We start from the raw sequence: 15,000 nt of genomic DNA, 5'->3' as shown, positions 1-15,000 counted from the left end.
CGCGCCGGCGCCGAGGACGCCTCACGTCAGGTCGCGCAGCCGCGCGGTCAGGCCCGACCTCTCGTCGGCCCGCCGTTCGTACGCCACGGCGATGATGAGCAGCACCGCACCCACGACCGACAGGGTGATCCACCACGGCATCGCCTCGATGCCCCGGCCGAGCTGCACGACGAACGCGAGCACGTTCTCGACCGGCAGCACCACGATGCCGATGAAGAAGGGGGCGGCGAGCCGCAGCGTCGCCCCGACCAGGATCGCGACGAGCGCGATCGCCATCACCAGGATCGCCCGCCACGTGCGCGGGTCGGTGTAGGTCGCGGCGACCGAGGCGCTGAGGGTCACGACGAGTCCCGGCGCCAGGAGCGCCCACGATCCGCTCCAGCCCGCCGGCCAGGCCGTCAGCGACGCCTCGCGTCCGGCCGGCTGCCGCATGCCCAGCGCCCCCGCGGCGAGCAGGAACAGTCCGAGCGGCAGCGAGAACCACTCCACCCGCAGGTCGCGGGGGCTCCACGCGACGACCGCGGTCACGAACGAGACCGCGAACAGGAACCACACCGGAGGCAGCGCGGTCACGCACCGCAGGCCGCGCGCGGCGACCACGACCATGAGCGCGAGCAGCGCGACGGCGAGGCCCCACATGGTCCAGATCGCCACCCAGTCGCGCTCGATGGCGGGCCACGTCGCGACGCCGACGATCAGCACCGCCGGCGCTCCGAGCCAGCGCGTGCGGGCGGCGACGGTGCCGGCCTCCGCCTGGCGGTGCAGCATCCGGGCGGCGCAGGCCGCGGCGCCGGCGCCGGCGAGGCCGAACGCGAGGCAGCCGAAGATCGCCGGATCGGTGGGCGCGGCATCCATCCCGGTTCCCCAGCGCACCCCCTGCACCGCGGCCGCCGTCGACGCCGCGACGGCGAGTATCAGCGTCGGTGTGGCGAGGGCCCGCAGCCGGCGCAGGCGCGGGGTGTCCGCACGCGCGACGACGAGGGATGCCGCGGTCAGCAGCCATGCGGATGCCACGAGCGCGGCGGTCCGGGGAGTGGATCCGGTGTCGCCGGCGAGCGCGAGCGGGCCGGCACTTGTGCTGAGCGACAGAGGTGACGAAGCATCCCGTCCCGCCGCCGCGATGACCAGCACCGAGAGCACGGCGACGCCGAGTCCGGCCCCGTAGAGGCCGGTCGCCCGGCGGCCGCGTGCGGTCAGCACCGCGCCGACCGCCGCGGCGCCGAGCGCCGGCGGCAGCACGTACGGCTCGAGGCCGGTGACACCCGCGAGCCCCCACGCGCTCCAGAGGGCGCCCGTGAGGGCCGCGCCGGCGAGCGGCCACGCGTAGCGGCGCGGCGCGAGCACGGCGGTCGCCGCGAATCCCGCGCCGAGGATCAGCAGCACGAGGAGCGTCGTCGGCAGCCCGGCGGCGGTGCGGACCAGCGCCAGCCCCACCGTGATGACGCCGGTGAGCAGGGCGGACGCCTCGATCGCGAGCCCCGCGGCCCGCGCCGACACCCGCGCAAGCCGGCGGCCGAGGGCAGCGCCGATGAGGTCGCCCGCGGCCAGCGCGGCGCCGACGAGGGCGGCGATGACGGGCAGCACGACCGGGGATCCGCTCATCGGCAGCTGCGCGCCCAGGCACACGACCACCACCGACACGGACGGCACCAGCGTGGCGGCGGCCAGCGTGCGGACCGGTACGCCGAGCCCCGGCCGCGTGGTCGCCACGAGCGTGAGCGCGAGACAGAAGATCACGGCCGTCGACAGGGCGGTCCAGCCGCTGCGCTCGAACAGCACCTGAGCGATGCCCACCGCGAACGGCACGGCGGTGACCGTCAGCACGGCGTACCACTCGCGCAGGGGCACCCGCCGTGCGAACGTCACGGCGATGCCGGCGACGCCGGCCGCGCACGTCGTGAGGCACACGACGACGATCGGGTCCGCTGCGGTGCGGCCGAGCGCGGTCGCCAGCACGACCAGCGCGTACGCGAAGCCCAGCCCGACGTGGACGAACCGCGCCGCGCGCGGCACCGTCAGCATCAGCACGCCGACGCTCGCCACGACGGCCGGACCCGCCACGACGGCGAGATCGGCGTCTGCCCACGACAGCACGGCCGCGTACGCGACGGCCGCGTGCGCGCCGGCCACGAGCGGCATCCGGACCGAGGCCGAGGCATCCCGCAGCACCGTCATGACGACGGCGCTCGCGCACACGGCCGCGCCCAGGGCCAGCGCGATCCGCGCCCATGCAGCGACTCCGGGAAGCGTCAGCACCGTGAGGAACGCGAGCACGGCGTACCACGCACCGAGGAACCCGAGCCAGCGCGTCCCGAGCGGCAGCGGCGTCACGGCGTCGCTGTCCGCCGCCGTCTCTGAGGTTCGGGGCGCACCCTGTCCGGTCGGGGCGCGCCCCGTGCGTCCCGAAAGGGCATCGCCCGCCCCGAACGGGGAAGAGTCGGATGCCGCCACCTCGCCGTCCGCATCGTCGCGGGTGATCCCGGCGAACGACGCGAGAGTGAGCGCCAAGGCGAAGAGCCCCGCGGGCAGGCCCCACTCGCTGCCCAGCGGCAGGATCGACCCGAACGCGCCGGGCCGGGAGATCGCTGCCGCGAGTGTCAGCAGGGCGATGAGCGTCGGCGCCGCCGCGACCACCGCGACCAGCATCACCGCGCCGGTGAACAGGGCGCCTCGCGGCACGAGACGATGGAGCGGCGTGAGCACGCCGACCAGCACGAGCCCGGCGCCCGCTGAGGTGGGCAGCAGCGCGAACCACACGCCGACCGACGTCGTGGTGACGGCGCCGAGGGTCAGCGACGTCACCGCACCCACCACGGCCGCTCCGGCGATGCCGCTCCACAGGCCGCGCACGGGCGCATACGTGCAGCTCACCGCGACGGCGGCGACCGCGAGCAGCGTCGGCGCCGCGATCCACGCCGGGCCGAGGCCGGTCTCGCCGATCGATGCCGGGATGAGGGCGACGGCCGCGGCGGCGAACCCCAGTTGCCCGACCGTCAGTGTGACGCGCTCGCCGCTCCCGCTCGTGCGGGCGACAAGGGCGCTCGCGGCGGCGGCCGAGGCGAGGCATCCCGCCAGCGCGCCAAGCCGAACCCGCGCCGAGCGCGAGCAGCAGCGGCGCGGAGGCGAGAGCGACCACGCCGCACCACAGCCATGCCCGGATGCCCGCGCGCGGGCCGAGCAGCGCCAGCGCTCCGCCGGCGACGAGGGCCACGACGCCGGCCGACACCCAGCCGTCGGCTGCGAACGGCAGCGCCGCGGTCACCGTGAGGGCGAGGAACGCCACTCCGAGCGCGCCGATCGCCTCCGCCGACAGCCGCAGCCGGCGGCGGGCCAGGAGCGGGGCACCGCCGAGGAACGCCGCCGCGATCGCGCCGACGATCCCGGTGCGCACGACCGGATCGTCGAGGTCGGGGTTGAAGAAGGTGAACACGAGCGCGGCGACCGCGACGAGCCCCGCGCCCGCGACGGCCAGCACGGACTGCACCGAGGCAGACGCGCCGGGTGCCGGAGCCTCGCCGGTCGCGGCAGCGGGTGGGAGCGGAGCGCCCCGTCCGGCGTGAGGGGAAGTGGATGCCGCCGCGGGCGCCGCTGCGCCCGCGCTCGCCGCCGCCGACGCCTCCGACGCCGACTGGGGCGGGGGCCCCGCCGGCACCCGATCGAGGACGGCCTGACGCGCCTTGAGTGCCTCGACGGCACGCTGCGACGCCAGCCAGAGGTCGCGCCCGATCGGTCCGGCGAAGTCGGCGCCGCACGCGGGGCAGCGTCGTTCCGACACGATGCCGCCTGCGCACACCGGGCAGCGCACGACATCGAGCAGTTCGGCGATGGCCCTGTCGTTCCACGCCGGCGACCGGCGCTCGTGCACGGCAGTGCTCATCCGTCGCCCTCGGACGCCGAGCCGGCGGCCACGGCGGCCGGGTGGTCGTCGGGCACCCATTCGAGGATGTCGCCGGGCTGGCATTCGAGCACGCGGCAGATTGCGTCGAGCGTCGTGAACCGGACCGCCTTCGCCCGGCCGTTCTTGAGCACCGACACGTTGGCCGGCGTGATGTCGATGGCCGCGGCGAAATCGGTGACCGACATCTTCTTCTTCGCCAGCTGCACGTCGAGGTTGATGATGATCGGCACTCACACCACCTCCGACAGGTCGGCTTCGAGCTGCGACGCCTTGCGCAGCAGGCCGCGCAGGACGACGACGAGCAGCGACAGCCCAGCGCCCACCACGACCCCCAGCAGCAGGAGCAGCGTGATCGACGGCGTCATGAACCCCGTGAAGCTCAGGGCGACGAGGGCGATCAGCACGAGGAACGTCGCGAACGCGACGGCCGCGAGGCTGACGTCGACGTCGGGGAACGCGCTCTCGCTGAAGATGCTGTCTTCGCGCACGAGCGACAGCAGCCGCCAGACGCAGACCAGCACGACCTGGACGCACAGCAGGAAGAGGATGCCCACGATCGTGCCCGGGAACTCGAAGTAGGCGATCTCGGAGTAGCGCACGGCGGACTGTGCGGCGACGGCCGGCACGACGAAGATCTGGCAGAACAGCAGCAGGGCCAGCAGGCCTGCGATCAAGACCTTGAGAGCGACGATCGTCGTGCGTTGCATGTGCCCACCTATCGATAAACGGCATGTACCTATCGAGAAACAATAGCCTTGGCATCCGCCCCTCTCACAAGAGGGCGAACCTGGGGATCGGCCGCGAACCGCAGCGGGGTTATGCGAACGCGCGGCGGCGCGTAGCGTGCCCGGCGTGGGTTCGCTGATCTACTTCAACTCCGCGTCGCTCGACGGCTACATCGCCGGACCCGACGGCCGCTGGGGCTGGGCGGCGCCCGACGCCGAGGTCCATTCCTTCGTCAACGACCTGCTCGCGCCGGCGCGCACCCACCTCTACGGGCGCAAGGTGTACGAGGTGATGAAGGTGTGGGACGACCTGCCGCTCGACGACCTGCCGCCCGCCGAGCGGGAGTTCGCGCTGCAGTGGCGCGACATCGACAAGGTCGTCTTCTCGTCGACGCTGCAAGCCGTCACGACCCGGCGCACCGACCTGCGTCCGGTGTTCGACCCCGCCGAGGTGCGAGAGATGGTGGATGCCGCACCCGACCCCGTCGTGATCGGCGGCGGTCTGCTCGCCTCGGCCGCCGCGCGCGCCGGCGTGCTGGACGAGGTCCACGTCGTGATGGCGCCGGCTGTCGTGGGCGGTGGCGCCCGCTTCCTGGACGAAGGACTGCACCTCGAGCTCGGGCTCTTCGCCGAGCGCCGCTTCGCGAACGGATTCGTCTACCTCGGCTACCGGGTGGAGTGATCCGACCCGCCCTGGGCGATCTTCGGAGCGCTGCCACACACGTGAGGCGCGGATGCCCGAAGATCGAGGTGACGTCGACCCAGGGGGAACCGATGACGGATGCCGCACCCGCTCAGAACCGCTGGCAGAGCTTCTGGAACAAGGGCGGCTGGTGGCGCTCGCTGCTGCTCGTCGTCTCGTACTACGTGCTGTACCAGCTGGGGTCGCTGCTCTTCGGGCCGCCGGTCGTCTCGACCGACGACCCCGCGTTGGAGGTCCTCTACGGGACGGCGCTGCCCATCGCGCTCGGCGGCGTGATCCTCGTCGTCTTCGCGCTGTCGACCGGGTGGCTGCGCGAGCTCTTCGCGCCGCAGCCGATCCGCGGCAAGGGCTGGATGTGGATCGCCGTCGCGGTCGTGCTGTTCTTCAACGTGCTCCACTTCGCGGCGGTCGACTACGCCGAGGCCGGCGCGGGCGTCGTGATCGCATGGCTGGTCGCCGGTCTGTTCATCGGCTTCGCCGAAGAGGTGCTCACCCGGGGCTTCGTGGTGAACATGATGCGCAAGGCCGGATACCGCGAGATCGTCGTCGCCGTCGTGTCGGCCGCGCTGTTCGCCCTGCTGCACTCGGGCAACCTGCTGTCGGGCCAGTCGGTGCTGGCGACCGGGATCCAGCTCGTCTACACGTTCGCGTTCGGTCTGCTGATGTATCTGTCGCTGCGCGTGACGGGCAACCTGATCTGGCCGATCCTGCTGCACGCGTCGACCGACCCGTCGATCTTCCTGCTGACGCTCTACCCTTCCAGCAGCGCATTGACGGGCGTCGCGAACCTCGGCAACTTCGCGGTCATCGTCACCGGGCTGGTGCTGCTCATCTTCATCCGGGGTCGCGTCGAGCGGACTGCGACTCCCGAGCTCGGGGACCCGATCGCGGCCTAGCGGCCGCGGCTGACGGAGCGCGCGGGAGCGCCGCGCGCCCCGCCGCCTGGGGCGGAAGATCCTTACGCCGCGGCCCTCTCCTCGGCGACTCGGCGACGCAGCGCGGGGGAGGTGATGGGCGGCGTGTTGTACTCCTGGTCCATGCGCCCGACGCCCGTGCCCGGCGGGACGATCTCGTCGACGCGGTCGAGGATCTCGTCCGTGATCTCAACGTCGGCCGCCGCGAGCAGGTCGTCGAGCTGCGCCATGGTCCGGGGGCCGATGAGCGCCGCGGTCACCCCGGGGTGCGCGATCACGAAGGCCAGCGCCAGGTGCGTCAGCGGGATGCCGGCGTCCTCAGCGAGCGTGATGAACTGCTCGACGGCGTCGATGCGGCGTTCGTCCCGCAAAGCGGCGAACATGCGGGTGCGCCGCAGATCGCTCTCCTGCCCGCGGCGGACCCGGCCGGTGAGCATCCCGCTCGCGAGCGGGCTCCAGATCACGGTGCCCATCCCGTACTTCTGCGCCATCGGCAGCACCTCGCGCTCCACCCCGCGATCGAGCAGCGAGTAGTGCGGCTGCTCGACGCGGAAGCGCTCGAATCCGCGCCGCTCGGCCATCCACTGCGCCTCGACGATCTCGGAGGCGGGCATGTCCGACGACCCGATGGCGCGCACCTTTCCGCTCCGCACGAGGTCGGTCAGCGTCGAGAGTGTCTCGTCGATGTCCGTCGCCGGGTCGGGGCGGTGCATCTGGTAGAGGTCGAGGTGGTCTGTCTGCAGGCGGCGCAGCGAGTTCTCGACCGCCGTCATGATCCAACGGCGTGACCCGCCCTGGTGGTTGGGGTCGTCGCCGATCGGGCGCGAGAACTTCGACGCGAGGATGACGTCGTCGCGGCGACCCTTGAGCGCGCGCCCGACCATCTCTTCCGAGTCGCCGTAGGCGTCGGCGGTGTCGATGAGGTTGATCCCCGCATCCAGCGCGCGGCCGACCATCCGGTCGACCTCCTGCTGGTCGCTGTTGCCGAACGAGCTGAACATCATGGCGCCGAGCGCGAAGGGGGAGACCTGGATGCCGGTGCGACCGAGTGTGCGGTGCTTCATATGTCCTCCAGTCGATGTCCTCGCCTCGAGCCGGTAGGCTCGACCTAAGCGGAACACCTTTCCGCAAGTATACGGAACATCGTTCCGCTTTCAAGGAGGTGTCGGTTGAGCGTCGAACAGGGAGCCAGCGAGCCTCGGCGCAGACGCGCCGACGCGGTCCGCAACACGGAGACGGTGCTGCAGGCGGCGAAGTCCGCGTTCGCCGAGCTCGGCGTCGACGCTCCGATGCGCGAGATCAGCGCTCGGGCGGGAGTGGGTGTCGGCACCATCTACCGTCACTACCCCCAGCGGTCGGACCTTATCATCGCGGTCTTCCGTCGGGAGCTGGAGGCGACCGCGGCCGAGGCCGATCGGCTGGCCGCAGAGCTGCCACCCGCAGAAGCCCTGCGCCGGTGGGCCGACAGTCTCGCCCGCTTCGTGGGCACGAAGCGCGGCCTTGCCGCCGCGCTCCACTCCGGAGATCCCGCCTATGCCCCGCTGCCCGAGCAGTTCATCGGCGTCCTCGGTCCGAAGGTCCAGCGGATCCTCGACGCCGGAGCGGCCGACGGCACGATCCGCCCCGGGGTTCCCGCCAAGGATGTGATCTACGCGCTGAGCCGCCTCGCTGACACGCGCGCCGACTCTGGCGAGCAGGACGGCCTCATGGTCGCCGTCCTGCTGGACGGGCTGACGGCGGGCTCCGTCGGTGCGCCACCTCCGGCGGCCGCCATCTGAGAACCCGGGCCGGGTCTATCGTGTGGCCATGACAGCGAATGCCGACCGCACGAGGACCATCACCTGGGACGACCCGGCACCGCCGCTGGCGGCATCCCGCGATCTCGATGGGCTGAGCTACCTGCGTGCGATCGTCGCGGGCGACTTCCCGCCGCCGCCGATCGCCCGGCTCATGGGCTTCTGGCTGGCGTCGGCGGATCCCGGCGAGGCCGTGTTCGAATGCGACCCCGACGAGTACCACTACAACCCGCTCGGACTCGTGCATGGCGGGCTGGCCTGCACGATGCTCGATTCCGCGGTGGGGTGCGCCGGGCACACGACGCTCCCGGCGGGCATCGGGTACACGTCGATCGATCTCGACGTCTCGTACCTGCGCCCCATCCTGGCGTCGTCTGGCCGACTTCGCGCACGGGGGTGGGTGGTCAAGGGCGGCCGCCGGGTCGTCTTCGCGCAAGGAGAGCTGACGGATGCCGCCGGCCAGGTGCTCGCGACGGCCACGAGCTCACTGCTGGTGCTGCACCCGTAGCTGGTCGCGCACGACATCGGGCTCGACCGCGCCTGCGTCATCCCCCTCTGCGAGCGGGGACGTAGTCCGGAAAAGACGAAACCCCCGCGATGTAGAAGCTACGCGAGGGTTCCTGGGGTGACTGTAACGATCACCCTTGTGGCTCCGACCGGCATCGATCCGGTGACCTTTCGATTTTCAGTCAACATCGGGGGCATCCGTCTGGGTCTGTTTCGACCCAGAATCCGCGGAATCACGCGGATCGACGTCATTGCGAATCGGCGTCGATCGGGCCCAATCCGCGCGGTTCGTGGGCAAAATGTGGGCAGGGACCGCCCGGCGCTGTGCGATGCATCAGGACATCACTGACACCTTCGTAAACTCCACGTCACCTCACCCGGCGGGCGCGTGATCCGGGGTGGTTAGCTGGCGGGTGGCCGGCCGACGTTCGAGGTGAGGCCGGTGAGCCAGCCGGATGCGCGGGCTTTCTGGATCCAGTCCGACGCGGTGCGCTCGGGGATCCCAAGTTCGGACGCAATGAGCTTCACAGGTGGCAGGTCAGCCAGGGCGGCCGTGCCGTAAAGGATCTCGATCACCTGCCACCGTTCATCCTTGATGCCGCGCTTCACGACAGCCTCAGCCATCCAGGGAGGGATGATCCGGCCGTCGGCGCTGGTGAGGTCCGCGACGGTCGTCCAGTTGGCGCCAGGGCTGTCGTCGAGTTGGAGGGCGACGCAGTGGGGGATGGCGGTCTGCACGAGCGATTGCGGGGCGGTGTGCTTGAGGCGGTCTTCACTGAACTCGTCGGCGATCGCACGGTTGGTGATGGTGGTGATGAGGTAGCGGCCCCGCTGCGGCGTGTAGTGCGCCTTGATGGTTGTCTCCACGCCGGCGTCGTCGTCGACCGCGGTGGCGACGAACGCGGGCGCGATGCGCAGCGCGGACCCGACGGAGAGGGCGGCGCTCGCCGCCGACATCTTTGAGCCGTCAAGAGTCCTCACGTCGACCTTCACGCCACCAGTTTGTCTTACTTCTCCAGTGTTCCGCAGATACCTCTTCGGCTCGCCGCCGCGGTCGCCGATCAGTGGCGCATCCTGAACACCAACTCCCGGTTCCACTACCGGTCGGTGGTCGACTTCTCCGAGCGGCTGCTCGCGACCGTCCCCGATCCTCTGGACACCGTGTTGCTGGTCAACAGCGGCACTGAGGCCGTCGACCTGGCTCTCCGCCTCGCCCGCGCATTCACCGGTCGTGAGGATGTCGCCTGCGTCAGCGAGCCGTATCACGGCTGGTCGGTCGCCGCCGACGCCGTCTCGACGAGCGTCTCCGACAATCCGCTCGCCGGTCAGACGCGCCCGCGGTGGGTGCACGTGGTCGACGCTCCGAACGCCTACCGGGGTCGCTATCGTGGCGAGGGTGCCGGAGCGCGCTACGCGAGCGACGGGGTGCGGCAGCTCAGTGAGTGGGCTGCGGCCGGAACCCCGATCGGCGCGTTCATCGCGGAGCCGCGTCATGGCAACGCCGGCGCGGTCGAGGTGCCAGCCGGCTATCTCGGTGAGGTCTACGAGGCGGTGCGCGCCCAGGGTGGCATTGCGATCGCCGACGAAGTGCAGGTCGGCTACGGCCGGCAGGGTGATGTGTTCTGGGGTTTCCAGCAGCATCCGGGCGTGGTGCCCGACATCCTGACCGCGACGAAGGCCATGGGCAACGGGCATCCGCTCGGCGCGGTAATCACCCGCGCCGACATCGCACGGTCGCTCGCGGAGCAGGGCACGTTCTTCTCTTCGGCGGGCGGCAGCACCCTCAGCGCGCGGCTGGGGACCACGGTGCTCGATGTCATCAGGGACGAGGGGTTGCAGCAGAACGCACTAGCGATGGGAGAGCGCCTGCTTGCGGGCTTTGCCGCGCTGGCCGAGCTCCACCCGCTCGTCGGCGCTGCGCACGGGCGCGGGCTCTACCTCGGTCTCGAACTGGTGCGCGACAGACGGACGCTGGAGCCGGCGACCGCCGAGACCCGCGAACTGTGCGAGCGGATGCTGCGCCGCGGCGTCATCGTGCAGCCGACCGGCGACCGTCAGAACGTGCTCAAGATAAAGCCCCCGCTGTGCATCAGCGCGGACAGCGCCGACTTTTTCCTCGACGCCCTCGACGCCGTGCTGACTGAAGGTCTGTAGCATTCCGCCGCGGGAAGCGGGCCGTCGCGTTCGGCTGCTCCGGAGCGTTCGCGCGCGAACCAGGAGCCGTCAGCAGTGTCAGTCCGAACAGACCGGATCTTCTCAGCGAGTCGAGCGGGCCAAAGTCGCGAGATTCAGCCCTGATAGACCGGCTTCGCGGGGTGAGCCCTGCGTGAGGCCTGGGCGACTGACGCGAGGAGGGTCCGCTCGGAGGTGTCGATGTCGAATCCCGAGCTCGCCCTGCCCGAGATGGAGGCGCCGGGATCACATGGCTGCCGGCAGTGAGGTGTAGGCATCAACACCGTCGATCACGGTGAAGATCACGGGCACAGCGGGAAGATCGTCGGGTGCGACTCGACGGATGTCCGCGCCGAAGGCCGTCAGAGTGGCGCGGTTGCCGACCGTGATGACCCCCTCCTGGGTCTGGCCTGCGGCCACCGCAGGTGAGCGGGTGTACGCCTCAAGTGCCTCGATCAAGCTCAACCGTTGAGCTGGGATCACTGGCGCGCGGTCCGTGCGGGCCACGGGTCGCCGCAGCTGTGCGATGGCCATGATTTCGCGAGCGTCATACGGACCGATCGGCCAGTCGGACCCGAGCACGAGAAGTCCTCCCGCCTCGATGATGTCCTTCTGCGCGAAACCGCGGGCGGCCCGGTCTCCCAGACGCTGGGACCAGTTGTCAGAATGGTCTGCCTGCACCGAGAGGCAGGCGTGGGCGGGTTGCATACTTGCCGCCACCCCGAATTCGGCAAACAACGGGACCAGGTCGGTGGGCAAGACTTCGATGTGCTCGATGCGATGTGTCCCGTGTTGGGGCCGTGGAACGGCGCCGAGCGTGAGCAGCGCGAACCGTATCGCGGCGTCGCCGATGGCGTGGGTGAAGGTGGGAATCCCGCGCTGCGCGAAGAACCCGATTGCTGCGGCGTACTCATCGGTGTCGTGCCATATCGAGGTCGTCGACTCGCCGTGCGCATCGGGCGTCTGCAGCCAGGCGGTGCCGTTGTCGACCGTGCCGTCGAGGAAGAACTTGACCCCCTGGATCCGCCATCGCAGCCCTCGCCGCGACTGCAGCTGGGCAAGCCGTTCCCAGTCCTCCCGTGTTGAGCCCGGCTCGCAGACGGGCGCGGCGAGGTACCGCAGTGGCAGCGGGGCGATCCGTTCGGCCTTCTCGAGCAAATCGATCTCGGTCTCGTCGAGGATCAGCGAGTGTGTGAGTGTGAGTCCGGTGGCTGCCATGTCCCTGAGCAGCGTGTGCAGCTCTTCGGCCTGAACGGCCAGAGGCGGCTGGGCGATGGCGCCTTCGATGAGCGCGACGGCGTCCATCTCCCAGACGGCACCCGTGGGCCTGCCCTCGTCGTCGCACTCGATCCGGGCATGCGAGGTGAACTCGACGGGCCCCTGCACGCCCGCCCGATCGAGTGCTTCGCGAGAGACGAACGCTGCGTGGTAGTCGAATGTCTTAAGGAAGACCGGTCGCCCGGGCAGGATTCGGGCGAAGAAGTCCACGTCGATGCCGGGCTGGGCGTAGGCCTCCGGGCTAAGGTTCCAGCCCAGCACCCAGCCCGAGCCGGACGGAGCATTCGTCCGCAGAGCTCGGGCGAGACCCTCCAGGTCCCGGACCTCGCTGAGGTCGATGCCGCGCACGGTGCGCATCCCGATGACCGGGTGAGAGTGCGAATCGGCGAAACCGGGGGTTATCGTTGCGTCGCCCAGTTCGACAACCGCTTTCGCGGCCCACAGCTTCGCGTCGTCACGGTCTCCCACTGCGACAATATGTCCGTGGTCGAGGGCGATGGCTTGCGCGACGGGATGCGCCGGATCGAGGGTCAGGATCGTGTCAGCAAGGATGACGCGGTCGTATGCATGAACCGTCATCGGGCGGGCTCCGTCGTCGGCTCGGCATTGGGCAGGGAGGTTCCCGAGGGGGCGACCGCACCGACCGTCGCCGCATCCGGGGTGCGAAGCACGGCGTACAGCCCGTCGACCCGTGCACGTTCGACCGGCTTCGCCGGGAACAGGACCGCTACTGCGACATAGACGGCGGCGTTCACGATCAACGCGACGACGCCGGACGTGAGTCCGCCGAGCGCCGGGATGGAGATGGGGTAGAACCATTGGAGCGCAGCGGCCGTGGCGAATCCCACAAGCATCGAGCTCGCGGCTCCCGCTGCGGTGCCGCGCCGCCAGAAGATCCCGAAGAACAGGGTCGGCGCCAGCTGCAGGATTCCCTGATAGGAAATGAGCGCGAGCACGATGAGGTTGTTCGAGGTTGTGGTGAACACGGCGAAGACAGCCGCGACGATGGTGATGACCGCGACTGTGATCTGTCCGACTCGGGGGTTGTCGACGCGACGGTGCCGCATCACGCCGACGATGTCGTTGGCGGTCTGCGTGCCGAGGGCTTGCAGGTTGGCGCCGACGTTGCCCATCGTCGCGGCGAGCACGCATAGGCCCGCGATCGTGACAGTGACGACCCCGCCGATGCCCGCGGTGATGAACCAGACCGAGTCGGGGGCCTCCGCAACACCAGGATAGGTCGACGCGGCGATGGCGAGGAGGGTGAGGGCCGTCCCGAACACGAGGAGGATCGGAGCGGCCTGCGTCGCGGCTCGCTGGATGGTGCGGGTGCTGCGGGTCGAGAACAATCGCACGAAGATGTCCGGCCAGCACCAACCGCCGAGCGTTCCAGTGAGGAGAAGCGAGAAGAAGTACAGTCCGCCCACGTCGGAACCCGGTCCGGGGATAGCGAAGAACGCAGGGTTGACCTCGTCGAATCCATGTCCGTTCGTGACGAGCCACACCAGCAGCCCGACGGCGATGAGGGTGCCGATGAAGTAGGAGAGGACCCCCTGCACCAGATCGCTGATGATGATGCCCCGTGCTCCGAAGCGGACGGTCCAGATCTGCCGGACCGCGATGACGGCGATGCCGATGAACACAGCCGCTCCGGCGCTCACCGCACCGAACGACAGCGATGAGAACACCAGCGCGAGGGACTGCATCCCAAGCACGACCCATGGGAACGACGCGATGATGCCGATGACTGCGGCGATCACTCGTACAGCCTTGGAGTCGTACCGTTTGCCGAGCAGATCCGCCTGCGTGCGGAGGTCGAAAGTGCGACCCCAGACGCTCACCGGCTTGGCGAGGAGGAACATCAGCACCGTTGCCAGCAGTGAGTACGGCACGAAGTAGTAGCCGATCACGCCGGCGGCGGCAGCGAAGCCGGCGAACGAGATGAAGATCGTGCCCGGCAGCCAGGTGTTGAGAAAAGCCATTGTCGAGTAGAAGCTGCCGAACGATCGACCCCCCGTCGCGTAGTCGCTGAAGGAAGCAGCCTTGGGGCGCGTTCGTTCGAGAACGAAGACGATGAGAAGGAAGAGCAGCACGACGGACCCGTAGCCAATCAGGATTTCCACGCTCAGGCCTCCTTCGCGGTCAATGCGAGTAGGGCGGGAAGCGAGAGCACCACGAGGGCGCTGCCACCCACCAGGTAGCCGAGACTGGACAACGGGTCGCCCGCGGTCGCGAACGCCCAATGCAGCGGCGGCGCGAGTAGCAGCAGAAAGTCGAACGCGACGATCAACCTGATCCACACAGCTCGTGAACGTGGTCGGGTCGGGGGAACGAGGGGTGTCGTCTGATGCCTCATCTTTGGGCCTCCAGCCAGGAAGGAAGCGCCTCGATGCGCTTCTGACAAGGCGACGCTAGAGCGTGATCGCCCGGCTGGTCTCAGCATGAATACTGATATCCGGTTGCTGGCGCTGCTGTCTGCTTACTGCAGCAGATTCCGGAGCGAGGCTTCCGGTGTGGAGTCGGGCAGGAAGAGGGCGTTGCGGATCGCAGACGCGACGGCTTGGCCCCGCCTGTCGCAGCCGAGTTTTCCGAGAATGTTCGAGACATGCGTGTGAACGGTGCGCACGCTTGTGCCCATCGCGGCGGCGACCTCGTCGTTGGTGGAACACGTGATCATGCGCGTGAGCACGCGCACCTCGGTGAACGTCAGGCCGTAGGGTCGCTCTCCCGGACTGTCGATGATGACCAGATGGTGTTCCCCGTCCACCGACTCATCGGCCTGCCGCCGCACCAGCACGCGATGCCAGGAGCCGTCGGCGACCCACAGGAAGGACACCTCCGCCTGCGGGGTCGAGAACATGGGGCGTACAACGGCGATGAAGTCCATTCGAGCGGGCAAGGTACTCAACTCGCGACCCTGAAGAGAGGTCGCGGCTCCGGCTGCGTCGATCACCGCAGCCCGGGCAGCCGCCGGCACAGTCTCCAGTTCGTGCGCGATGCTGCTGAC

General features: G+C 69.9%; 14 protein-coding genes. 5 read left to right on the top strand and 9 right to left on the bottom strand.

The genetic code is table 11. The features are described 5' to 3' along the window. Nucleotides 1-21 precede the first annotated feature (21 nt). From ACTHNQ_RS01375 to ACTHNQ_RS01365, 3 genes are all read right to left on the bottom strand, one after another. A complete protein-coding gene (locus ACTHNQ_RS01375; protein ID WP_440330652.1) occupies nucleotides 22-2,850 on the bottom strand; it encodes an SCO7613 C-terminal domain-containing membrane protein in 2,829 nt (942 codons plus the stop codon). A gap of 1,023 nt (nucleotides 2,851-3,873) precedes the next feature. After that, nucleotides 3,874-4,128, bottom strand: a complete 255-nt coding sequence (locus tag ACTHNQ_RS01370) for a helix-turn-helix domain-containing protein (RefSeq protein WP_440330651.1) — start codon at nucleotides 4,126-4,128, stop codon at nucleotides 3,874-3,876. Further along, the gene (locus ACTHNQ_RS01365; protein WP_440330650.1) at nucleotides 4,129-4,605 is read right to left on the bottom strand and encodes a DUF2975 domain-containing protein; all 477 of its coding nucleotides are present in this window, start codon (nucleotides 4,603-4,605) and stop codon (nucleotides 4,129-4,131) included. Nucleotides 4,606-4,750: 145 nt separating this feature from the next. Between ACTHNQ_RS01365 and ACTHNQ_RS01360 the strand changes: the two genes are divergently transcribed. Then, a complete protein-coding gene (locus tag ACTHNQ_RS01360; protein WP_440330649.1) occupies nucleotides 4,751-5,305 on the top strand; it encodes a dihydrofolate reductase family protein in 555 nt (184 codons plus the stop codon). 92 nt (nucleotides 5,306-5,397) lie between these two features. Next, entirely contained in the window at nucleotides 5,398-6,222 is an 825-nt protein-coding gene (locus tag ACTHNQ_RS01355) for a lysostaphin resistance A-like protein (RefSeq protein WP_440330648.1), read from the top strand. A 62-nt stretch (nucleotides 6,223-6,284) separates the two neighbouring features. Here the strand turns inward: ACTHNQ_RS01355 and ACTHNQ_RS01350 are convergent, their stop codons facing one another. Further along, on the bottom strand, nucleotides 6,285-7,304 hold the full coding sequence (locus ACTHNQ_RS01350) for an aldo/keto reductase (protein WP_440330647.1): 1,020 nt from the start codon (nucleotides 7,302-7,304) through the stop codon (nucleotides 6,285-6,287). A gap of 105 nt (nucleotides 7,305-7,409) precedes the next feature. Between ACTHNQ_RS01350 and ACTHNQ_RS01345 the strand changes: the two genes are divergently transcribed. Together ACTHNQ_RS01345 and ACTHNQ_RS01340 are read left to right on the top strand one after the other, a co-directional pair. Next, complete coding sequence (locus ACTHNQ_RS01345) at nucleotides 7,410-8,018, top strand: TetR/AcrR family transcriptional regulator (RefSeq protein ID WP_440330646.1); 609 nt, start codon at nucleotides 7,410-7,412, stop codon at nucleotides 8,016-8,018. A gap of 28 nt (nucleotides 8,019-8,046) precedes the next feature. Beyond that, nucleotides 8,047-8,544: a PaaI family thioesterase gene (locus ACTHNQ_RS01340; protein WP_440330645.1), complete on the top strand. Its 498-nt coding sequence runs from the start codon at nucleotides 8,047-8,049 to the stop codon at nucleotides 8,542-8,544. 401 nt (nucleotides 8,545-8,945) lie between these two features. Here the strand turns inward: ACTHNQ_RS01340 and ACTHNQ_RS01335 are convergent, their stop codons facing one another. After that, entirely contained in the window at nucleotides 8,946-9,536 is a 591-nt protein-coding gene (locus tag ACTHNQ_RS01335) for a helix-turn-helix domain-containing protein (RefSeq protein ID WP_440330644.1), read from the bottom strand. Between the two features lie 9 nt (nucleotides 9,537-9,545). On the opposite strand from ACTHNQ_RS01335, the gene ACTHNQ_RS01330 reads away from it, so the two are divergent. Further along, complete coding sequence (locus ACTHNQ_RS01330; RefSeq protein WP_440330643.1) at nucleotides 9,546-10,697, top strand: aminotransferase class III-fold pyridoxal phosphate-dependent enzyme; 1,152 nt, start codon at nucleotides 9,546-9,548, stop codon at nucleotides 10,695-10,697. A 264-nt stretch (nucleotides 10,698-10,961) separates the two neighbouring features. Here ACTHNQ_RS01330 and ACTHNQ_RS01325 read toward each other — a convergent pair whose 3' ends face one another. The 4 genes from ACTHNQ_RS01325 to ACTHNQ_RS01310 all read right to left on the bottom strand — a co-directional run. Next, nucleotides 10,962-12,572, bottom strand: a complete 1,611-nt coding sequence (locus ACTHNQ_RS01325) for an amidohydrolase (RefSeq protein WP_440330642.1) — start codon at nucleotides 12,570-12,572, stop codon at nucleotides 10,962-10,964. Continuing rightward, nucleotides 12,569-14,116 (bottom strand): sodium:solute symporter family protein, encoded by a 1,548-nt coding sequence (locus ACTHNQ_RS01320; protein ID WP_440330641.1) that lies wholly within the window; start codon nucleotides 14,114-14,116, stop codon nucleotides 12,569-12,571. Before ACTHNQ_RS01320 ends, ACTHNQ_RS01325 begins: the two co-directional genes overlap by 4 nt. Nucleotides 14,117-14,118: 2 nt before the next feature. Then, entirely contained in the window at nucleotides 14,119-14,295 is a 177-nt protein-coding gene (locus tag ACTHNQ_RS01315) for a hypothetical protein (protein WP_440330640.1), read from the bottom strand. Nucleotides 14,296-14,472: 177 nt separating this feature from the next. Beyond that, nucleotides 14,473-15,000 (bottom strand): helix-turn-helix transcriptional regulator (locus ACTHNQ_RS01310; protein WP_440330639.1); only part of this gene is annotated, 528 nt, incomplete at its 5' end.

Origin of the sequence: Microbacterium sp., assembly GCF_051953575.1 — a bacterium.
GTDB lineage: Bacteria > Actinomycetota > Actinomycetes > Actinomycetales > Microbacteriaceae > Microbacterium.
Note: the sequence above shows the minus strand (reverse complement) of the source record. Positions and strands in the feature narration are given on the sequence as shown.